The organism is Corynebacterium haematomassiliense (assembly GCF_013978595.1).
Lineage (GTDB): Bacteria > Actinomycetota > Actinomycetes > Mycobacteriales > Mycobacteriaceae > Corynebacterium > Corynebacterium lehmanniae.
The window spans coordinates 1,606,732-1,628,227 of record NZ_JACDTZ010000001.1 but is presented as its reverse complement, the minus strand read 5'-3'; the positions used below and the strand labels follow the sequence as shown (position 1 = coordinate 1,628,227).

The following is a 21,496-nucleotide window of genomic DNA, read 5'->3' as shown; positions in this document are numbered from 1 at the left end:
AACGTTCTCTTTAATACAACTCTCAGTTAACTGTGCGTTCATGGACGGGGCTTACGGTGCTCCCCATGAGTACGACAATTCCGGCAATCTCCGTGGAGCCAGAGGTCTCCGCGGAGTACGCGGCATCCCGTCGGAAAGGCCGCCGGAAGATTGACTGGCGCCAGGTAGGCCTGGCCACGCTGTTGGTCGGCCCAAACCTCCTGTTGTTGATTCTGTTCACCTACCGCCCTTTGGTGGACAACATCCGCATCTCTTTCTACAACTGGAACATCTCCTCCCCGTCGATGACGTGGGTCGGGCTGCAGAACTACATCGACTGGTTCCAAGCCCCGGAGACCAAGACCATCGTCTGGAACACACTGATTTTTACGTTCTTCGCTGTGGCGGGATCGATGGTGATCGGGCTTGCGCTCGCGGTGCTGCTGGACCAGAAGCTGTTCGGACGTGCGGCGGTGCGTTCCATGGTGTTCGCCCCGTATGTCATCGCAGGCGCAGCCATCGGTGTGGCTTTCCAGTTTGTGTTCGATCCCCGCTACGGATTGATCCAGTACTTCCTCAACCTTCTGCACATTCCGGTGCCGAATTTCTACCAGAACTCCGGTTGGGCGCTGTTCATGATCACGGTGACCTACATCTGGAAGAACGTCGGCTACGTCTTTGTCATCTACTTGGCTGCGCTGCAGGGGCGCCGGCACGACCTTGATGAGGCGGCGGAGATTGACGGCACGTCCGCGTCGCGGCACTTCTTTCGGGTTGTGCTGCCGCAGCTGCGAGGCACCACGTTCTTCCTCCTTATCACAGTGCTGCTTAGTTCGTTCCAGGTCTTCGATGTCATCAACGCGATGACTAGGGGCGGTCCATTCACCTATGGCACAACGACGATGGTGTTCCAGGTCTATACGGAAACCTTCGTGAACGGCCGCGCAGGTTACGGCGCTGCGGTAGCCACGATCATGTTCCTCGTCGTCCTGATTATCACCGTGCTCCAAATCAAGCTGCAGGAGAGGTTGGACAAGTAGATGTCGACGCAGTTCTCAGCTGAATCCAGCAAGTCCGCGAAGCCGGCGCAGCAGCGCCCGGCGGCGATAGTGCGCGATGAGGATTCCTTGCCGCCGGTGCCCGGCAGCCAGGGGTCTAGCGAACCTGTGATCACCGATGCGCAGCGCAAGCGTAAAGGCGCGCCAGCCGAAGCTAGCTCAAAAGGCATGAAGTTTTTGGGGTATGCCGCTTTGGTGCTCACGGTGCTCATGATCTTGGTGCCGCTGTACTTCATCGTGATCACCTCGTTTAAGACCTACCAGGATGTCTACTCGGATCCGATCACGTTCTGGCCCAACCCTCTGGTGCCGGAAAACTACGCGCGTGTGTGGGAGACGTCTGGGTTCCCGCAGTATCTGCGCAACTCCATCGGCATCACCCTCATCCTTACCGTGATCAAGGTCGTCCTCGGGGTGCTGTCGGCTTACGCTTTCGCGTTTCTGCGATTCCCGGGGCGAAATCTGCTCTTCCTTCTGGTGATCGCTGCGCTGATGGTGCCCAACCAGATCACCATCATTTCCAACTACGCCCTGGCTGCCTCGCTGGGGTGGCGCGACACCTGGACCGGTGTCATCGTCCCTCTGGCTGGTGTGGCGTTCGGCTGTTTCCTCATGCGCAACCACTTCCAGTCCCTGCCAGCCGAGATTATGGAAGCAGCAGAAATGGACGGCGCCGACTTTTTCACCCGGCTGTTCAAGGTGGTCCTGCCGATGTCTTGGCCGACTCTGTCGGCGTTCCTGCTCATTACTGTCGTCAACGAGTGGAACGAGTACCTCTGGCCGTTCCTCATCACTGACACTCCGGCCGCAGCCACGCTGCCAGTCGGCCTGACCCGGCTGCAGGACGCGGAAGGCTTGACCAACTGGGCGCCGGTGATGGCTGGCACGGTGCTGACCACGCTTCCCATGATCATCGTGTTCATCCTCCTGCAGAAGCAGATGATCAAGGGCCTCACCGCGGGCGCCGTCAAGGGCTGACCCGCTTCAAACTCCCCGTACCAATTCAAGAATGGAGAACCCCATGTCCACCAGTTCCCTGACGAAGCGTCTCGGCGCCGCAGCTCTTGCTGCTCTGACCGCTGTTTCCCTCACTGCTTGCGCAGGCGGGTCTACCAGCGATGGCGGCAACGGAGGCGGAAACGCTGCAGGCGACGAGAACAAGATTGTCTTCTGGTCCAACCACCCGGGTAAGTCCCGTGATTTGGAGCAGGAGCTCATCGACGCGTTTGAGAAGGAAAACCCGGACCTTTCCGTCGAGCTGGTCGACGGTGGTGCCAACTACGAGGAGTTGGCGCAGAAGTTCAACGCCGCGCTTGCTGGCAATGACCTGCCGGACGTCATCGTCGCTTCGGACGTGACCTGGTTCAATTTTGCGCTGAACGACGCCACGACCCCACTGGACGAGCTGTGGGAGTCCGAAAACATCGACTCCGATTCCTACGTGGATACCCTGCGCGACGACTACCTCTACGACGGGAAGCACTACGGCGTGCCCTACTCCCGCTCCACCAACCTCATGTACTGGAACACCGACGACCTGGCTGCTGCGGGTCTGCCGACGGATCGTGGCCCGGAGACCTGGCAGGAGTTCGATGAGTGGGCGGGCAAACTCAAGGAAAAGACCGGCCACCCGGCGCTGACCATTCCGGATGGCTCCAGCTACCTTGACTGGTACTTCCAGGGCATGGTGTGGGCGTTCGGTGGCGCATACTCCAATGAGTGGGAGCCGACGTTCTCCGACCCGAAGACCATCGAGGCCGCGAAGTTCCTCCAGGACCAGGTGCAGAAGGGCCACATTGAGATCAGCACCGACCCAACTGTTGCTTTCGGCAACGGCAATGCATCGGCGCTGCTGGAGTCCACTGGCTCCCTCGGCGGCCTGAAAGACTCCGCGACCATCCCGTTCATCACCACCTACCTGCCGGGCCCCGGCCCGTCCGCGGCCACCGGCGGCGCTGGCTTGGCCGTGCCGAACGGGATCTCGGATGCCCGCAAGAAGAACGCGGTGAAGTTCATCGACTTCATCACCAACACCGAGAACACGATCAAGTTCTCGCAGAAGACCGGGTACATGCCGGTGCGTAAGGACGCGCTGGAGAACCCGGAGGAGCGCAAGTTCCTGGACGAGAATCCGAACGCCGAGACCGCAATCAAGCAGCTGAACGAAAACACGAAGCCGCAGGACTACGCGCGTGTGTTCGTTCCGGGTGGCGGCAAGCGTATCGGCGGAGCACTGGACAAGATCACCGTTGGTGGCCAGGACGTGGAAAAGGTCTTCGCTGACCTGGACACCGAAACCCAGCAGGTCATCGACCGCGACATCGCCCCGAAGCTGGATAAGTAGCCCGGACTGGCTCGAGCACGAAAAGGAGTCGCACATGGCACCAGTTGAATTCCGTCAAGCGTCCCGCATCTACGACCCGTCACGTCCACCTGCGGTTAGCCGCATCAGCCTCGACATTGCCGACGGCGAGTTCCTTGTTCTCGTCGGTCCGTCCGGCTGCGGCAAGTCGACCACGCTGCGCATGCTCGCTGGGCTGGAACCGGTGGATGAAGGCCAGATCTTCATCGACGGCGTAGACGTGACCGAGACGCGCCCGCGCGACCGAGACGTTGCCATGGTGTTCCAGTCCTACGCGCTCTACCCAAACATGACGGCCCGCCAGAATATGGCCTTCGCGTTGGAAAACGCGAAGGTGGATAAGGCGACCATCAAGGAGCGGGTGGACTTCGCGGCGAAGATGCTCGAGCTGGAAGACCTCATGGACAAGAAACCGGCTGCTATGTCCGGTGGCCAGCGTCAGCGCGTCGCAATGGGCCGCGCCATCGTGCGGGAGCCAAAAGTTTTCCTTATGGACGAGCCGCTGTCCAACCTGGACGCCAAGCTGCGCGTGTCCACCCGTGCGCAGATTCTGCAGCTACAGCGCAAGCTGGGTACAACCACGGTCTACGTCACCCACGACCAGACTGAGGCGATGACCATGGGCGACCGCGTCTGTGTGCTGAAGAAAGGCATTCTCCAACAGGTGGACACTCCGGCGAACCTGTACAGCAATCCGGGCAACACGTTTGTGGCGTCGTTCATCGGCTCGCCCGCGATGACGCTGATTGAGAACGTGCCTTTCATCGATGGCCACGTCGTTGGCGGCAAGGGCCACGCCATGGACTACTTCATCCCCCGCGAGCTAGCAGCCAAGGTGGAGTCCGAGCGCGTGATCGTCGGTGTGCGCCCGGAGAACTGGGAGATCGTGGGTGTGAACCAGCCCGGCCAACACTACGGTCTGCCGGTTCAGGTAGACATCGTTGAGCATCTCGGCTCTGACCTATACGTCTACGGGCACCGTCAGGAGCAGGCCGACGAAGTGATCGCGGTCCGCGGCGACCGAATCACGGTGAAGGTGCCCCGCGGCATCGATGTCGATCACGGTGACACCATCTACCTGCGCCCGATGGAAGGCGGCGTCGTCTTCTTCGACCCGGAGACCGAGATCAACTACGACTACCTGTAGAAGCTGAACCGCTGGACCCGCGCCTGCGCTGAGGCGGGGTGCCGGGGCGCTGGCGGCGCGCTTCACGCTCCGGACGCTCTGAACGCTCCGCTGTTACTGCGCTGCCAAGCGGTACAACCCAGCGGCGTTGTTCCAGAACACGTCGTCGGCAAGTTGCTCGCCGCCCAATTCCAGAGCCACTTCTTCGGCCAAGGCGAGGTCGGCCACCGCGAAGGGGCGGCGCGCCCGGGTGGACGGGAGATCCGTGCCCACCATAAGCGCACCAGGGTTGGTTCGGAGGATCGCCCGCATGGCGCTGGCGGGATCGAGCTCAACGCGGCCGAACCCGGTTGCCTTGACCATCGCGCCGTGTTCCACCAGGCGCAGCAGCGCCTTCAACCCGTCTTCGTGCATGCCCAGGTGGTCGATGCTCACCCGCGGGAGGCGGGTCAGCACCCGCTCGAGATCCGGAAGCTCCCGGGCATCGACGTAGAGTTCGGTGTGCCAACCGGCGACGTCGAAAACGCGGTTAGCCAGCAGCTCAAGGTCGTCCACACCCGCGGAGCCGCCGCGTTTGAGGTTGAAGCGCACTGCGCGCACACCGGCGCGGTCAAGCTCCGAAATGCTTTTCGACGAAACGTCCGCCGGAAGCTGCGTGACACCGACGAAGTTGGGGCCCAGTACCGCGAGCGCCTCGGTGAGGTAGCCCTGGTCGAACCCTTGGAACGAACCGGAGACGACCGCACCTCCGCCCACTCCCAGCCCGTCGACGCGGGCGACGTAGTCCTGGGCCGTGAACGCATCCGGCATGAACCCGTTGTTTTCCACCAGCGAGTGGGTGGGGTCGATGACGTGGAAGTGCGCGTCGAAAAGCGGGCGAGGCATTTAGCCGTAGACCTTCTTGCCGGCGACCCAGGTCTGCCAGGTGATCGGCATGCCGGGGCGGTACGCCAGGTTGATGGCGTTTTCGGCGTCGAGGATGTGCAGGTCGGCGGCCGCGCCCGGCACCAGCGTGCCCTTCGCCGGACGGCCCTGGGGGTCCTTGCCGTCGCCGACGTTGTGGCGTCGCAAGGCTTTGGCGCCGCCGGTGGTGGCGGCTTCGATGGCCTCGTCGAGGGTGAGGCGCTGCTGCAGCACCGCGGTGGTGACGCAGAAGTTCATCGAGGACGTAAACGAGGTGCCCGGGTTCAGGTTGGAGGCGATGGCGACGGTGGCGCCGGCGTCGATGAGCTTGCGGCCCGGGGCGAGCTCCTCGCGGGTGGACAGGTCGCAGGCGGGCAGCAGCGTTGCGACGGTTTCCGATTCCGCCAGCAGCTTGAAGTCCTCATCGGACAGGTAGTTCACGTGGTCGACGCTGGCCGCGCCCATCTCCACGGCGAGCTTCACACCCGGGCCCTGCCCAAGCTGGTTGCCGTGCACGCGAACGCCCAGTCCAGCCGCCTTGCCGGCCTCGAGGACGCGGCGGGACTGCTCCTCGTTGAACGCGCCACGCTCGCAGAACACGTCGATCCACTGCACGTGGTCCTTCACCGCGTCGAGCATCGGGCCGACGACCTCGTCGAGGTACTCCTCGGCATCCGCCCCCGGCGGCACGAGGTGGGCGCCGAGGAAGGTGACCTCGTCGACGTGGCGGGCTGCCACGCGCGCCGCCTCTGCCTCGGATTCGACGTTCAGGCCGTAGCCGGTCTTGGTCTCAAACGTGGTGGTGCCGAGCGCCTGCGCCGCGGCGATGCGCTCCGCCACCAGCTTGTCCAGGCGCTCCTCGCCGGCGGAGCGGGTGGCTTCCATGGTCACGGCGATGCCGCCGGCGGCGTAACCTTTGCCGGCCATGCGCGCCTCGAACTCCTCGGCGCGGTTGCCGTCGAAGACCATGTGCGAGTGGGAGTCCACCCAGCCGGGGAGCACAGCTCGCTTCTCGACGTCTACAGTTTCCTCCGCCTTCGCCGCCTCAGCCGGCGCCTCGTTGGCGGGGCCGACCCAGGTGACCACGCCGTCGTCGATAAGCATTGCGGCGTCTTTGATCGTGCCGAGCTCGGAGACGGTGCGCAGCTCGGAAATACCGGTGATGAAGGTGCTCATAAGTGCCTTTCTTCGGGGATTTTGCAGGGCCCAGGGTAATGAAAAGCGCTGACGCGCCCACGAGGGGGAAACGTCAGCGCTTGGGGTGTGGATTAGTCGCGCGCCTTGAACTCCATCGGGATGCGCACGCCGCGCTCCTTGGCCACCTCGTTGGCGCGGGTGTAGCCGGCGTCCACGTGGCGGATAACACCCATGCCCGGGTCGTTGGTGAGCACAGCCTTGAGCTTCGCCTCCGCGAGCTCAGTGCCGTCAGCCACGGTGACCTGGCCGGTGTGGATGGAACGGCCCATGCCCACGCCGCCGCCGTGGTGGATGGACACCCAGGTCGCGCCGCCGGAAACAGCGGTCATGGCGTTGAGCAGCGGCCAGTCCGCGACAGCGTCGGTGCCGTCGAGCATGGACTCGGTCTCGCGGTACGGCGACGCCACGGAGCCGGAGTCCAGGTGGTCGCGGCCGATGACGATCGGGGCCTTGACCTTGCCTTCCTTGACCAGGTTGTTGAAGATCACGCCGGCCTTGGCGCGCTCGCCGTAGCCAAGCCAGCAGATGCGCGCCGGCAGGCCCTCGAACTCGACGTACTCCTCGGCCGCGTCCAGCCAGCGGTGCAGGTGCTCGTTGTCCGGGAAGGCCTCCTTGATGGCCTGGTCGGTGACCTTGATGTCCTCCGGGTCGCCGGACAGGGCAACCCAGCGGAAGGGGCCGAGGCCCTCGCAGAACAGCGGGCGGATGTAGGCCGGGACGAAGCCCGGGAACTCGAAGGCGCGGGTGTAGCCGGCCTTGCGGGCCTCGTCGCGGATGGAGTTGCCGTAGTCGAACACCTCGGCGCCCTCGTCCTGGAACTCCACCATCGCCTGGACCTGCGCGGCCATGGCCTCACGGGCCTTCTTGGTGAAGGTGGTCGGATCCGCGTCGGCCTCGTTGTGCCAGCTCTCGAACGGGATCTCGGTGGGCAGGTAGGACAGCGGGTCGTGCGCGGAGGTCTGGTCGGTAACGATGTCCACGGTGAACTCGCCGGCGCGGTGGCGGCGCAGCATCTCCGGGAACACCTCAGCGGCGTTGCCCACCAGGCCCACGGACAGGGCGCGCTTCTCGTCCTTCGCCTCGGTGACCAGCTTAATTGCCTCTTCGAGGTCGGTGGTGACCTCGTCGAGGTAGCGCTTGCCCTGGCGGCGCTTCAGGCGGCCCTCGTCAACATCCACGATCAGGCAGGCGCCGCCGTTGAGCGTGACGGACAGCGGCTGCGCGCCGCCCATGCCGCCGCAGCCGCCGGTCAGGGTGAGGGTGCCGGCCAGCGTGCCGTCGAAACGCTTCTTCGCAACAGCCGCGAAGGTCTCGTAGGTGCCCTGCAGGATGCCCTGGGTGGCGATGTAGATCCAGGAACCGGCCGTCATCTGGCCGTACATCATCAGACCCTCGTCCTCGAGCTCGCGGAAATGCTCCCAGTTCGCCCAGTCGCCCACCAGGTTCGAGTTGGCGATGAGCACGCGCGGCGCCCACTCGTTGGTCTTCCACACACCGACCGGCTTGCCGGACTGCACCAGCAGGGTCTCGTCGGACTCGAGGTCCTTGAGCGTATCGACGATCGCGTCGAAGGCCTCCCAGCTGCGAGCAGCGCGACCGGTGCCGCCGTAGACGACCAAGTCGTCCGGGCGCTCCGCAACCTCCGGGTCGAGGTTGTTCTGCAGCATGCGCAGCGGCGCCTCGGTCTGCCAGGACTTCGCCGAGATCTCAGTGCCGCGCGGGGAGCGGACCTCGCGTGCGCCTTCGGACCAGTTCTTCGCCATGGGAATTCCTTTCTGTTGTTGCCCAATCGAGGTATCGGATAGACAGTAACGCCCGTCACACGGATTGGGTTGGTCGGTTTTGGGCGATTTGTCTCGGATATGAGACTTTTTGGGGGAGGGGCGTTCGTGCTCGAGCACAAACCCAGAGCAAGCGACCCAGAGCATGCCCGGAGTTGTCAGTGGGTGAATGCGCCACCTCGACTTGGAGGTTGTTGTGGCTGGTCGTTGGACTCCGAAGGATGTGAAGGCTGCTTCTGTGGCGCGGCTTGTTGCAGGCGATGATGTCGGCGAGATTGCTCGTGATGCCGGAGTGGCAGAGGCCACGGTTTATGAATGGGTCAAGCAAGCTGGCGCGCTTTCGCCGAAGAAGGCGTTGGCGCGTGCACGCGACCAACTTATCGGCGATGCGGTGGCGTTGGTGATGTCAGGGATGTCGGTACCGGATGTGGCTGCGACGTTGGGCACGTCACCAGGGGTGTTGTACCCGAGGTTGGCGAAAGTCGGTGTGCTGACCGAACTGCAGAAAAAGCCGCGCATCACCCCGCAGCAAAAGGAAGACGCGGTCGCACGGGTGTTGGATGGTGAGCCGGTGAAACGCGTTGCTGATGCATATGGCATGTCGACTAATTCGGTGTATCGCTGGGTGCAGCAAGCACGCCAGGAGAAAGCGGGCGGAAACCGTGATGGGGTGCAGCCGGCCAACACGCCGGAGGCTTGCACGGTAAAACCACCTGCGCACAGCAAAGTTGATTCCGTGCCAGCACCAATGAAAACACAGGCAGGTAGCGCGCCTGCCGACCATGCCGAGGACCGTGTGAACGTCGGCCGCGGGGTCCAACTGTCGTTTGAAGACCGCCTGACGATCCAACATGGGTGCAGCCAGGGATTGTCAGCCAGACAGATCGCCACACTTCTGGGGCGCCACCACAGCGTGATCAGCCGGGAGATTGCCCGCAACGGATGGGAAATCATCGACGATGACAGCGGTGAGGTCAAGGTGTTCTACAACGCCCGGCGTGCCCACACGGGTGCTCAGGCGCGTGCGTGCCGGCCGAAGGTGCGCAAGCTTGATGACAACCCGGTGCTTCGCGCTGTGGTGGTGGAATGTCTTGCCCGCCGGTGGTCACCCGGGCGCATCAGTGTGTGGCTTCAGCATGCTTTCGCCGATGATGAAAGCATGCGTATTTCCCACGAAGCGATCTACAGCGCCTTATACATCCAGGGCAAAGGCAGCCTGCGCGCCGAGCTTGAAGCGGTGATGAAGACCCAAGATGTGCTCATCCGCGGCGGGAAACGCCGAAAAACCCGGCCCCGCAATGCAGGTCTGCTCACCGGCAAGCCGTGGATCAAAGGTGCTGAAATCACCAAGCGCAGCCCAGAAGCCGACGACCGGGCAATCCCCGGGCACTGGGAAGGCGATCTTGTCATCGGCAAAGGCGGCAAAAGCGCGCTGATCACCCTAGTTGAGCGCACCAGCCGCTACACCCTGCTTGGACATCTGCCCACCGAACACACATCGATGACGGTGATTGCAACGATCCAGCAGATGGTCAAAGACCTCAACGCCGAACAGCTCAAGACCATCACCTGGGACCAAGGCGTGGAAATGGCTGAAACTGCACGTGTGCGCATCAAAGACGGCTGCGAGGTGTACTTTTGCGACCCGCACTCGCCGTGGCAGCGGCCCACCAACGAAAACACCAACGGTGAGATCCGCCGCCGGTTCTACAAGAAAGGCACCGACTTCGCCGAAGTAACCCCCGAGCACGTCGCCTGGGTACAAAACGAACTCAACGACACACCACGACAAGTCCTCGGCGGAGCAACACCACGTGAAATACTCGAGCAAATATTCAAACGTGGCGCATTAACCGCTTGATCCCGCCCCCGGATTTGGGGCAAAATCTGGGTCGCTTGCTCAGGGTTTGATGTACCAGGCGCTAGAAGATCAGGTAGGCGATCGGCACCGTCAGGATGATCGACAGCACCACGCGCTGGAACCAGATGATCACCATGTGGCTGATCTTCAGCGGGATGTCCGTGGCGAGCACCGCCGGGATCATCGAGGAGAAGAAGAACACCTGGCTGATGGAGACCACTCCGACGGTGAAGCGCAGCACCTCCGACTCGTGGCCGGATACCAGAGTTGCCGGCAGGAACAGTTCGGACAGGCCGATGGCGAAGGCCTCAGAGGCCAGCCACGGGTCGGGAAGCTGGAACAGCAGCACGAGCGGGTAGAACACCGCGCCGAGGATTTTGAACGCTGGGGTGTAAAAGGCCAGCGCCAGGCCGATGATGCCCACAGCCATGATGCCGGGGATGACCTGGATGGTCATGATCACGCCGTCTTTGAAGTTGCGCCACAGCGTCTTCGACAGCGAGTCAGCCTGCGCCAAAAACGCCATCGCTTCCTTCCACGCGGCGGCGAACACGTTGCCTCCCACCTGCTCTTCCGGTTGCGGGGTGGCGCCCGGGTAGTACTCGTCCGGGATGGTGGAAAGCGGTGGGATACGCACCACGACGATGGTGACCAGAAAGCAGACAATCAACGTCACGGCGAAGTACACGCCCCAGATGTCCATCAGGTCCAGGGTGCGGGCGACGACAACCATGAACGTTGCCGAGGCGGTGGAGAACCCGGCCGCGATGATGGACGCTTCGCGGGCGGTGTAGCCGCCGGTGCGGTACACGCGGTTAGTGATCAAAAGGCCCAGCGAGTACGAGCCCAGAAACGACGCCACCGCGTCCACAGCGGATTTGCCCGGCGTGTGGTAGACGGGCCGCATGAAGCGCTGCACCAGCACGCCGATGAACTCCATCAGGCCGAAGCCGACCAAAAGGCCGAGGAAGATTGCGCCCACCGGGATGAGCAGGCCGACGGGGATGACGAGTTTGTTCAGGATGAAGGGGCCGAGGCGTTCGTCGAAAAGAAAGGCCGGGCCGAAGCCGAAGACCAGCATCGCGCATAGCAGCACGGCCAGCGCGGAGAGGAACGCGAACACCGCGCGCGCCCGGTCCTCGCGCCACTTGCCGGTGGCAAACTGGTAGACGGCGCCGGCGGTGATCATCACCAGCGTGATGTACGGCAGCGCGGCGCTGAGCCCTTCTTGCAGCCAGCCGACGATGTGGTCCAGCAAAATCGTGTTCTTCTCGCCCACTGTGAAGGGGACGAAGAATGCGAACGAGCCGATGGCGCTGTAGACGAAGAAACGCCACTTCTGCTTTGGGTCGATACTGTCAACCTCGTGCGGCTCGGGCATTGAGGGCACGGGGGCGATGCCTTCGCCCTTGATCCAACGGGTGCTTCCGCCACGGCGGCGGGTGTTGAGGGGGTCCTCCATGGTGCTGCTCCTTCGCGGAACTTAGCGCGGGTCTTCGCTCAGCCAAGACTCGATGCGGTCGTTGTGTTGCCCCAGCTCCGGCGCCGGCGTTGGCCCTTCCATGCCGGCCAGCTTGAGCGGGGAAGCGAGGGTGCGGAACCCATCCGTTTCTTCAGCAATCACGCCGCGTTCCTCCGCGAACGGGCTGCGCAGCGCCTCGTCCAGGTCGTAGACGCGGGCGGTGGGCACGCCGTGCTCTTCAAACAGTGCGATTGTCTCGGCGCGGGTTTTGGTGCTCAGCGCCTCCTCGATCAGCTCGCGCAGCGCGACGCGGTTCTCGGAGCGGGCCACTGGTTCGGCAAAGCGGTGGTCAGTGGCCATCTCCGGGATGTCCAGCGCGTTTGCCAGGCGCTCGAACAGCCGGTTCGTGGTGATAGCGATGACCACGTCGCCGTCCTTGGTCGCATACGTGGAAAACGGCGCGGACAGGCCGTGGTCGTTGCCGATGCGGGTGGGCGGGACGTCGTCGTAAAGCGCGCGCATGCCCACGGACTCCATGACGGAGATGAGTGAGTCGTACATAGCAAGATCCAGATGCTGGCCGCGGCCGGTGGATTCGCGTTGGTAGAGCGCGGAGACGGTGCCGATGGCGGCGTAGAGGCCCGGGATGAGATCGCCCAGGGAGATGCCGACGCGCGTCGGCTTGCCGTTCTGCCAGCCAGTAATGGACATGAGGCCGCTCATCGCCTGGGCGACCAGGTCGTACGCGGGTTCCTTGGCCAAAGACCCGGTCTGGCCGAAGCCGGAGATGCTCGTGACGACGAGCCGAGGGTTGACCTCCAACAGCTCCTCGGGGCCCAAACCGAGCTTCTCCAACACGCCCGGGCGGAAATTCTCCACGACCACGTCGGCGCGGCGGACCAAGTCGCGCAGCACCTCTTTGTCGTCGTCGTTTTTGAAGTCCAGCGTGATGCCCATCTTTGAGCGGTTGAACAGGCGGTAGTAGGCGGACGTGCCGTCCACGAACGGGCCGAACTGGCGCGAATCATCACCCCAGGGCGATTCCACCTTGATCACCTCGGCGCCGAGATCCGCCAGGATCATGGAGCAGAACGGGCCCGCGAGCACCCGGGATAGATCGAGGACGCGGATACCGGAAAGTGGTGCATGCATGGTGTTTCCTCCTGCCCGAACTACACGAACGCCGACTCGCCCGTGATGGAGCGGCCGACGATGAGCTGGTTGATGTCGTAGGTGCCCTCGTAGGAGTAGATCGCCTCCGCGTCGTTGAAGATTTTGGCCATGCGGTAGTCCGAGATCAGGCCGTTGCCGCCTAGGATCTCGCGGCCGAGCGCGACCGTCTCACGCATGAGCTTCGAGGTGAACGCCTTGGCCAACGCGGACTGCTCGTTGCGGGCGGAGCCGCGGTCTTCCATGCGGGCGAGCTGCGCCATCATGGACTCGGAGGCGACCAGGTTGCCCTGCATCGTGGCCAGCTTGTTCTGGTTGAGCTGGAACGAGGAGATCTTCTTGCCAAACTGGATGCGCTCGTCCGCGTAGCCGAGCGCGACGTCGAGGGCACCCATCTGCGTGCCGACGGCCTGCCAGCCCACCGTGGATCGGGCGCTCTTGAACACCTTGTTGATGTCCTTGAACGAGTTCGCGCCCTCGAGCTTGTCGCTGTCTGGGACGAAAACGTTGTCCAGGGTGATGTCGGCGTTTTGCACCGCGCGGATGGCGATGCGGTTTTCCATCAGCGTGGCGGTGTAGCCCTCCGCCGTGGTGTCCACGATGAAGCCCTTGACCTGATCGTCCTCCGGGTCGCGGGCGTAGACGGCAACGTAGTCGGAGAAGGTGGCGTTGCCGATCCAGCGCTTTGCGCCGTTGAGGATCCAGCCGCCGTCGACCTTGGTAGCGGTGGTTCGCATGCCCTGCGCGACGTCGGAACCGGCCTCCGGCTCGGTGATTGCCAGCACGCCAGTCTTGCGCACCGCGTACAAATCCGGCAGCCAGCGCTCCTTCTGCTCCTCGGAGCCAAGCAGCTCGATGCTGCCGGTGAACAGGCCGTCCTGGCCGGAGAAGAACGTGCCCACGGAGCCGTCCGCGCGGTGGATCTCTGCCGCGACCAGGCCGGCCAGCAGACGGGAGCGACCCTGGCCGCGCACGAGGCTGATGATGTTCAGCTCGCCTATCGACGGCAGCAGCTCGTGCGGGAACTCCGAGCGGTTCCAATAGTCCACGGCGATGGGCAACACCTTCTCGTTAGCCCAATCGCGGACGTTGTAGAGGATGTCCTTTTCCTCCGCGGGCAGCTCGGACTCAAAATCGTAGAAATCGCCGTTCGGGTACCGTCCAGCCATGATGAGACTCCAATCACAATCGACGCGAAACTATGGTGTGCGCGACAGTGTATGGAGGTTTCGGGAGGTCACATCTGGCTTGCCGCGCGAGTTGTCTTGGATCCGAGACTGCGGGGTGGGGTTCGGTGGGGTGGCGCGCGCCGCGAAGTGTCGGCGCTGTGGGGGTTTGTTCACCCGACAGGACAGTCCGAGTGAACAAACCTCCTGGTGGGCGGGTAATTTGTTCACTTTGCCCAGGTCAGGAAAGCCGATCGCCGGATGTGTTCACGGGTGAGTGAATACATTGCTCCGGGGGCATGCCGTGGGGGCGTGTCGGGCAGGCCCCAGGGGCGAGCCCAGACCGCCTACCGCAGCTGGCCCACCGCGGCTTCGACGGCCTCGACGTAGTCGCCGCCCTTGACCAGCTGCACGGAGTGCTCGATTTCGGGGGAGAGGTAGCGGTCGGTGCCGGGGCCGTCGACAAGCTTGCGCAGCGCAGACACGGCCGCACCGGTGCCTGCGGAGGGCTCGCCGTCGCGCATGTCCAGAGCGCGGGCGGCGGTGAGGATCTCCACGGCGAGCACGCGCTGCAGGCCGTCGATGCTCCGGCGCAGCTTGCGGCCGGCGGACCAGCCCAAAGAAACGTGGTCTTCTTGCATCGCCGAGGACGGGATCGAGTCGGCGGAGGCCGGCACAGCGTTGCGCTTGAGCTCGCCGACGATGCCGGCCTGCGCGTACTGCGCAATCATGTGGCCGGAGTCCACGCCCGGGTCGCCGGCGAGGAAGGCGTTGAGGCCGCGGTTGCGGGCGGGGTCGAGGAAGCGGTCGGTGCGCCTTTCGCTAATCGACGCCAGGTCGGCCACGACAATCGCCAAAAAGTCCAGCACGTAAGCCGCCGGTGCGCCGTGGAAGTTGCCGTTGGAGGCCACGCGGCCGTCCTTGGCCACCACGGGGTTGTCGTTGGCGGCGGCGAGCTCCCGGTTGGCCACGGTGGTGACGTGGGTGAGCGTGTCGCGGAAGCCGCCGGCGACCTGCGGGGTGCAGCGGATGGAGTAGGCGTCCTGCACGTCGTTGGCCTTGAAGCTGTCCAGGGCGGCGGCGAGGATCGGCGAGTCGGCAGCGACGGTGCGGATGTTGTACGCGGAATCGGCCTGGCCCGGGTGGGGGCGCAGCTCCTGCAGGTCCTCGTCGAAGACGGACAGGGTGCCGGTCAGGCCCTCGACGCTCATGGCGGTGGCGATGTCGGAAACCTTGGCGGCCTCGCGCAGGTCCGCGATGGCCAGGCAGAGCATGCCGAGCATGCCGTCGGTGCCGTTGATCAGCGCCAGGCCCTCCTTTTCGCGCAGGACCAGCGGCTCGATGCCGGCAGCGGAGAGCGCCTCAGTCGCAGGGACGATCTCGCCGCCGCGGACGCGGACCTCGCCCTCGCCGAGCAGCGCCAGCGCGCAGTGTGCCAGCGGCGCCAGGTCGCCGGAGCAGCCGAGCGAGCCGTACTCGCGAACCACCGGGGTGATCCCGGCGTTGAGTGCGGCGGCGTACGTTTCCGCGACCACGGGGCGCACGCCGGTGCGGCCGGTGCACAGCGTGGACAGGCGCAAAAGCATCAGCGCGCGGATGACCTCTTCTTCCACCTCCGGGCCTGTGCCCGCGGCATGGGAGCGGACCAGGGAGACCTGCAGCTGGGCCCGCATGTCCTCCGGAATGTGCTTGGTAGCCAGGGCGCCGAAGCCGGTGGAGACGCCGTAGACCGGTGTCGGGTCCGCGGCGAGCTCCTCGACGCGCTCGCGGGTCGCGGCGATCTCACCCAGGGCGGCCTGGTCGATGGCGACCTCGGCTCCGTGGCGGGCGACGGCCACAACGTCCTCGACGGACAGGGCCCCAATACCAACTGAAACTGCGTGTGTCATGGGCGTGATAGTAGCCCACAAAAGTGCGTCCGGTCACACGTTTCCGAAGAACTGTGCGCGCAACCCTTCGGCGGCGGTCTGCAGCGCGCTGACCAGCTGCTGCGTGTCCGCGCTGTCCACGGCGAAGGTCACCGCCAGCGCGGCCGCTGGGCGCGAAAGGTGGTCCAGCACCGCCACCGCCACGGACTCCTGGCCGCGGGAGATGGCTTCGCGCTCGGTGGCGAACCCTTGGCGTCGATAGGCAGCAAGCTCCTCTTTGACCTCGCTGTAGCGGCGCCGCTCGCCCGAGGAGTTGTACGCGGCGCGCAGCTCCGCCTCCGGCAGCTGCGCAAGCATGATGCGCCCCGAGGCGGTCTTCAGCGACGGCAAACGCACGCCCACCTCCGTGACCAGCGACACCGCACCGGGGGCGCGCACCTCGTGCAGGTACACAATCTCCGGGCCGGCGAGGCGCGTCAAGTGCGCCGAACCGCCCGCGAGCTGCGCGATCCGCGCCAGCGGCTTCGTGGCCAGTCGCACCAGCGGCTGCTGCGTGGTGTAAGCCTGCGCCATGCGGTACGACGCCAGCCCCAGCCCGTACGTGCCGGGCTTGCGCAGGTGCACCACAAACCCGGAATCCTCCAGCTCCCGCAGCAGGTGGTAGGTGGTGGAACGCGGCAGGTCCAGCTCGCGCTGGATGCGGGTGGCGGAAATCGGCGCGTCCGTGGTGGACAACAGCGCCAGGATGCGCAACACGTTGTGCGCGGCGGGAACCTGCGGCTTAGTCATCGCACATAGTATGCCCTCGGCGCTACCCTCGGAGGGCATGAACACTGTAACTGCACCGCTTTTCACCCCCGCTTCCAACTGGACCGGCCGCAACGACGGCCCCGGCCCTGAGCACGCCCGTTGGCACAGCGTCATCGACACAACTGCCCAGCCCACCGAGGGTGCCGTGCACCTGATCGGCTACGCCTCCGACGAAGGCGTCGAACGCAACGGCGGCCGCCAGGGCGCGGCGAAAGGCCCGGAGGCGTTGCGCGCGGCCCTCGGCTCGCTCGCGGTTCACGAGAGCACATCGCTTCTCGACGCCGGCACCGTGACCACCCAAGACACCGACCTCGAAGGCTCCCAACGCGAGCTGTCCGACCGGGTGCGCGACCTCGTGGCGGCGCAGGGCGCAGACGGGATGACCGTGGTCCTCGGCGGCGGGCACGAGACCTCCTTTGCCACCCACCGCGGCGCCTACGGGGCGATCGGGCCGATGCAGGTGATCAACTTCGACGCCCACTTCGATCTGCGCACCGAAACCCGCCCCACCTCCGGCACCCCGTTCAAGCAGATCGCCGGCCTGGTGGGCGAGGACTTCGACTACAGCGTCTTCGGCATCTCCAAGCCCAACAACACCAAGGTGCTCTTCGACACCGCCGACGAGCTCGGCGTGACCACCGTGCTGGACACCGAGCTGGCGGAGATGACCGTGCGCGAAGCCGCCGAGCGCGCCGTAGAGGCGGTGGCCGGCGACAAGCCGATTCATCTCTCCATCGACCTGGACGTGCTGCCGGCGGCGGTCGCGCCGGGCGTGTCCGCGCCCGCCGGGTTCGGCGTGGAGTACGCCAAGCTGCGCGCGATGGTCGCCGCGGTGGCTGCGACGGGGCGCGTCGCGCTTCTGGACGTCGTAGAGCTTAACCCCGACTTCGACGTGGACAACCGCACCGCCAAAGCTGCCGCGCGGCTGATTGACGATGCGGTTGTGGGGGCGAAGCTGCGTCGATAGGCAGCTGCTTCTTAGAAGAGCAGGTGCGCCACCGGCACAGTGATCAGCACGGTGAGCACCACGCGGATGAACCAGATCTGCACCATCTTCCAGATGCTCAGCGGGATGTCGGTGGCCAGCACCGCCGGCACCATCGCCGAGAAGAAGAAGATCTGGCTCACGCACACCACCGCCATGGTGAACTTCAGCACCATGTCATCCGAGCCTGCGCTGAGCGTCGCCGGCAGGAACATCTCCGCCAGACCCGACGCGAGCGCGCCCGACGTCGCCCACGGATCCGGCAGGCGCAGCGCCCACACCAGCGGGTAGAACGCGACGCCCAGGATCTTGAACACCGGGGTGTAGGTGGCCAACACCAGGCCGATCGTGCCCACGGCCATGATGCCCGGGGTGACCTGCACGGCCATGATCAAACCGTCGCGGAAGTTCGCCCACAGCACCTTGCCCAGAGATTCGGCGCGGTTGAGCTCCAGCTTCGCCTCGCGCCACGCGGCCTTGAAACGGTTGCCCTGAATCTCCTTTTCCGGGTGCGGCTGCGCGCCCGGGTAGTAGTCCTCCGGGATGCGGGTAATCGGTAGGATGCGCACCACGATCGCGGTGACGATGAAGGTGATGATGAACGTGATGAAGAAGTACGCCGTCCAGTGCTCCATCATGTCCAGCGTCTTCGCCACGATGACCATGAACGTCGCGGACACGGTGGAAAATCCCGACGCGACAATCGACGCCTCGCGGCCGTTGTAGCTGCCGTTTTTGTACATGCGGTCCGTGATGAGCAGGCCCAGGGAGTATGAGCCCAAAAACGACGCCACCGCGTCCACCGCGGACTTGCCCGGGGTGCGGAACACCGGGCGCATGATCGGCTGCACCATCACGCCGATAAATTCCATCAGGCCGAAGCCGACGAGCAGGCCGAGGAAGATCGCGCCCACCGGGATGAGCAGGCCCACAGAGATGACCAGCTTGTCCAGGATGAACGGGCCGATGTCAGGGTTGAACAGCCACGCCGGGCCGAAGCCGAACGTGAGCATCGCGCACAGCACGATTGCCAGCACTGACAGCCCCGCGAACACCATGCGCGGGTAATCCTCTTTCCAGCGCCCGGAGACGAACTGGTAGATCGTGCCCGCGATAATGGCGAACAGCGCCAGGTAGCGGGTGCCCTCGCCGAGCGTGGTGGTGATCCAGCTGACGATGTGGTCGAGCAGGATCGTGGACTTGGAATCGCCGATGGTAAACGGCACGAAGAACGCGAAGATGCCGATGGCGCTGTAGACGAAGAAGCGCCACACCGCCTTCGGTTTCGGGTCAGCCTCGTCCGCGGTGCTCTGTGGTGCGGGTTGGCCCTGGTTTTCGGCGCGGGTGATGTGTTCGGTGTTGTCGGTGGGGTCCTCAATGCCCTCGAAGCGGGGATTGTCCAGCTCCGGGATCAGCGCCTCCGCACCCGCCGGCAAGTTCTTCACCGGCCAGGCGGGGGAAAACCTGCGCCGAGAGTTCACCGGCTTCGCAGTCTCGTTCATGGTGTCCTTCCATCTCGTGCGTTTAGCACCGCAAAACCCTGCGGATATTGCGCAGAACGGAATTTTTCGGTGTCGGCGCATAATTTTTACACGAAAAGTGACGCAAAGCACAACTAGATGTCCTATGTTCTCTAGTTACCTGCAAGGTTTCCCTGAAAACTCCCAGCGCATACCCCTTTAGGAGGGTCCCGTGGAAGGTTTTATCGACTCCCTCAACGGTGTGATTTGGTCCAACGCACTCGTCTATCTGTGTCTCGGCGCGGGTGCGTACTTCACGCTCGCCACCCTGTTCCTACAGATCCGCTGCCTGCCGGACATGATCCGCCAGCTCAAGTCCGGAGAAAGCTCTGAGCAGGGTATTTCCTCGTTCCAATCCCTGATGATCTCGCTCGCCGGCCGCGTCGGTGTGGGCAACATCGCCGGCGTGGCCACCGCCATCGCGTTCGGCGGCCCGGGCGCGGTGTTCTGGATGTGGCTGGTGGCCCTGCTCGGCTCCGCCACCTCGTTCATCGAGTGCTGCCTCGCCCAGATTTACAAGGAGACCGACCGCGACACCGGCGAGTACCGCGGTGGTCCCGCCTACTACATTGAGAAGGCGTACAAGCACACTGCCGCAGCCCCGTTCATGCTGGTCTACGCCATTATCTTTGCGGTGTGCATGCTGCTGGCAACGTCCTACTTCCTGCCAGGGATTCAGGCCAACGGCGTGGCTGCGGCCGTCGATAATGCATGGGGCATCAATATCTGGGTTTCCGCCACGATCATGACCGTGCTGCTCGCGTTCATCATCATCGGCGGTATCAAGCGCATCGCGAACTTCGCCTCCATGGTGGTGCCGTTCATGGCCGGCATCTACATCATCATTGCCATCGTGGTGCTGTTCGCGAACGCTTCCCAGATTCCCGAGGTCTTCGGCACCATCGTCCGCGCCGCCTTCGACAAGGAAGCCGCATTCTCCGGCATGCTCGGCGCCGCCATCATGTGGGGTGTCAAGCGCGGCATTTACTCCAACGAGGCCGGCCAGGGCACCGGCCCGCAGTCCGCGGCCGCCGCCGAAGTCTCTCACCCGGCGAAGCAGGGCTTCGTCCAGGCGTTCGCCGTCTACATCGACACCCTGTTCGTCTGCTCCGCCACCGCCTTCATCATCATCTCCACCGACATGTACCAAGTCTTCGAGGGCCAGTCCGAAGACGGCGCGGTGATCTACGAGGGCTCGCTTACCGACGGCATCCCTGTCGGCCCCGGCTACGTCCAAGAAGGCCTGAACTCCTTTGCCGCCGGCCTCGGCCCGTCGTTTATCGCCCTGGCAATCATGTTCTTCGCCTTCACCACCGTGCTGGCGTACTACTACATGGCAGAGACCAACTTCACCTACCTGAACCGCTGGGTGAAGAACGAAGGCGCACGTAAGGCCATCATCTGGATCCTGCGCGCCCTGATCCTCGTGGCTGTCTTCATCGGTGCGACCACCACCCCGGGCACCGCCTGGGCGCTCGGCGACATCGGCGTCGGCGCGACCGCGTGGCTCAACATCGTGGCGATCATCTTCCTGCAGGTCCCAGCGCTGAAGTGCCTGTGGGACTACCGCCGCCAGAAGAAAGCTGGCATTGACCCGCACTTCGACCCCGAGGCGCTGGGCATCAAGAACGCCGACTTCTGGGTGGAGCGCAAGAACCGCATGATCGAGGCCGGCACCTGGCCGGGTGTTGAGGGCAAGGTTGTCACCACGACCCGCAACATCTAGCCGTAATCAAACCGGCTACCTACTGCCGCCGTAATCAAACCGGCTGTCGTGGCTGGCATGATCCGGGTGGTGGGTGTGGTCTGTTTCCGGAGCGGGGTGATCACCATGGTGATCACCGGAATGGTGGGGAGTGCTCATGACGTTCCTTCCGCTCAACCCGGTCGGGGTCGGGATGATGGGTAAAACTGATCAGGATAAGACGGTGTAGCCGGCCTCTTCGATGGCCCGGCGAACCATCTCCGGAGGTACGACACCGGTGACCGTGACGGTGGAAACACCACCAGCAACGAGATCAATCTGGACGTCGTCGACCTGGGGGAGGGCCTGAAGGGCCTGGGTCACGCTTTTCGCGCAGTGCCCGCAGGTCAGGCCGGTGACCTGGTAGCTAGGGGAGGATCCTCCTGCTGACGAGTCGCTGGCGGCAGGGATGGAGGCGGTGTCGACATGTGAGGCAGGTCCGCAACAGCTGCAGCCATGGGAGGCCATTGGCAAGAGGCGGGGCGGGGGGTTGGTCATGGGAAA

The 21,496-nt window shown here is 64.3% G+C and carries 17 protein-coding genes and 1 pseudogene; 8 read left to right on the top strand and 10 right to left on the bottom strand.

What is annotated here, in order from left to right:
• Nucleotides 1-65 precede the first annotated feature (65 nt).
• The 4 genes from H0193_RS07660 to H0193_RS07645 all read left to right on the top strand — a co-directional run bounded on the left by H0193_RS07660 (nt 66) and on the right by H0193_RS07645 (nt 4,546).
• A complete protein-coding gene (locus tag H0193_RS07660; RefSeq protein ID WP_181889274.1) occupies nt 66-1,019 on the top strand; it encodes a carbohydrate ABC transporter permease in 954 nt (317 codons plus the stop codon).
• A gap of 186 nt (nt 1,020-1,205) precedes the next feature.
• Nucleotides 1,206-2,015 (top strand): carbohydrate ABC transporter permease, encoded by an 810-nt coding sequence (locus H0193_RS07655; protein WP_236883554.1) that lies wholly within the window; start codon nt 1,206-1,208, stop codon nt 2,013-2,015.
• 43 nt (nt 2,016-2,058) lie between these two features.
• On the top strand, nt 2,059-3,381 hold the full coding sequence (locus H0193_RS07650; protein ID WP_181889272.1) for an ABC transporter substrate-binding protein: 1,323 nt from the start codon (nt 2,059-2,061) through the stop codon (nt 3,379-3,381).
• A gap of 34 nt (nt 3,382-3,415) precedes the next feature.
• On the top strand, nt 3,416-4,546 hold the full coding sequence (locus H0193_RS07645) for an ABC transporter ATP-binding protein (protein WP_181889271.1): 1,131 nt from the start codon (nt 3,416-3,418) through the stop codon (nt 4,544-4,546).
• Nucleotides 4,547-4,639: 93 nt separating this feature from the next.
• On the opposite strand, the gene H0193_RS07640 is transcribed toward H0193_RS07645, so the two are convergent.
• The 3 genes from H0193_RS07640 to hutU all read right to left on the bottom strand — a co-directional run bounded on the left by H0193_RS07640 (nt 4,640) and on the right by hutU (nt 8,388).
• Nucleotides 4,640-5,410, bottom strand: a complete 771-nt coding sequence (locus H0193_RS07640) for an amidohydrolase family protein (protein ID WP_181889270.1) — start codon at nt 5,408-5,410, stop codon at nt 4,640-4,642.
• A complete protein-coding gene (hutI, locus tag H0193_RS07635) occupies nt 5,411-6,604 on the bottom strand; it encodes an imidazolonepropionase (RefSeq protein ID WP_181889269.1) in 1,194 nt (397 codons plus the stop codon).
• A gap of 92 nt (nt 6,605-6,696) precedes the next feature.
• Nucleotides 6,697-8,388 carry a urocanate hydratase gene (gene hutU / locus H0193_RS07630; RefSeq protein ID WP_181889268.1) on the bottom strand — a complete coding sequence of 564 codons (1,692 nt, stop codon included), beginning with the start codon at nt 8,386-8,388 and terminating at the stop codon, nt 6,697-6,699.
• A gap of 187 nt (nt 8,389-8,575) precedes the next feature.
• On the opposite strand from hutU, the pseudogene H0193_RS12530 reads away from it, so the two are divergent.
• Nucleotides 8,576-9,049, top strand: a pseudogene (locus H0193_RS12530) (transposase); the annotation flags it as partial.
• Between the two features lie 105 nt (nt 9,050-9,154).
• Nucleotides 9,155-10,267, top strand: coding sequence for an IS30 family transposase (locus tag H0193_RS07625; RefSeq protein WP_236883553.1), 1,113 nt, complete (start codon nt 9,155-9,157; stop codon nt 10,265-10,267).
• A 61-nt stretch (nt 10,268-10,328) separates the two neighbouring features.
• On the opposite strand, the gene H0193_RS07620 is transcribed toward H0193_RS07625, so the two are convergent.
• From H0193_RS07620 to H0193_RS07600, 5 genes are all read right to left on the bottom strand, one after another.
• Nucleotides 10,329-11,729 carry a YjiH family protein gene (locus H0193_RS07620; RefSeq protein WP_236883432.1) on the bottom strand — a complete coding sequence of 467 codons (1,401 nt, stop codon included), beginning with the start codon at nt 11,727-11,729 and terminating at the stop codon, nt 10,329-10,331.
• Between the two features lie 21 nt (nt 11,730-11,750).
• The gene (locus tag H0193_RS07615; protein ID WP_181889266.1) at nt 11,751-12,881 is read right to left on the bottom strand and encodes a CaiB/BaiF CoA transferase family protein; all 1,131 of its coding nucleotides are present in this window, start codon (nt 12,879-12,881) and stop codon (nt 11,751-11,753) included.
• Nucleotides 12,882-12,901: 20 nt separating this feature from the next.
• A complete protein-coding gene (locus H0193_RS07610; RefSeq protein ID WP_181889265.1) occupies nt 12,902-14,068 on the bottom strand; it encodes an acyl-CoA dehydrogenase family protein in 1,167 nt (388 codons plus the stop codon).
• Nucleotides 14,069-14,412: 344 nt separating this feature from the next.
• On the bottom strand, nt 14,413-15,954 hold the full coding sequence (hutH, locus tag H0193_RS07605) for a histidine ammonia-lyase (protein WP_181889264.1): 1,542 nt from the start codon (nt 15,952-15,954) through the stop codon (nt 14,413-14,415).
• A 33-nt stretch (nt 15,955-15,987) separates the two neighbouring features.
• Nucleotides 15,988-16,722, bottom strand: coding sequence for an IclR family transcriptional regulator (locus H0193_RS07600; protein ID WP_181889263.1), 735 nt, complete (start codon nt 16,720-16,722; stop codon nt 15,988-15,990).
• Nucleotides 16,723-16,759: 37 nt separating this feature from the next.
• Here H0193_RS07600 and hutG point away from each other — a divergent pair, with 37 nt between their 5' ends.
• On the top strand, nt 16,760-17,710 hold the full coding sequence (gene hutG, locus H0193_RS07595) for a formimidoylglutamase (RefSeq protein ID WP_181889262.1): 951 nt from the start codon (nt 16,760-16,762) through the stop codon (nt 17,708-17,710).
• 11 nt (nt 17,711-17,721) lie between these two features.
• On the opposite strand, the gene H0193_RS07590 is transcribed toward hutG, so the two are convergent.
• A complete protein-coding gene (locus H0193_RS07590; protein WP_181889261.1) occupies nt 17,722-19,230 on the bottom strand; it encodes a YjiH family protein in 1,509 nt (502 codons plus the stop codon).
• Nucleotides 19,231-19,420: 190 nt separating this feature from the next.
• Between H0193_RS07590 and H0193_RS07585 the strand changes: the two genes are divergently transcribed.
• A complete protein-coding gene (locus H0193_RS07585) occupies nt 19,421-20,974 on the top strand; it encodes an amino acid carrier protein (RefSeq protein ID WP_181889260.1) in 1,554 nt (517 codons plus the stop codon).
• Nucleotides 20,975-21,163: 189 nt separating this feature from the next.
• Here H0193_RS07585 and H0193_RS07580 read toward each other — a convergent pair whose 3' ends face one another.
• Entirely contained in the window at nt 21,164-21,490 is a 327-nt protein-coding gene (locus tag H0193_RS07580) for a heavy-metal-associated domain-containing protein (RefSeq protein ID WP_181889259.1), read from the bottom strand.
• Between the last annotated feature and the right edge of the window lie 6 nt (nt 21,491-21,496).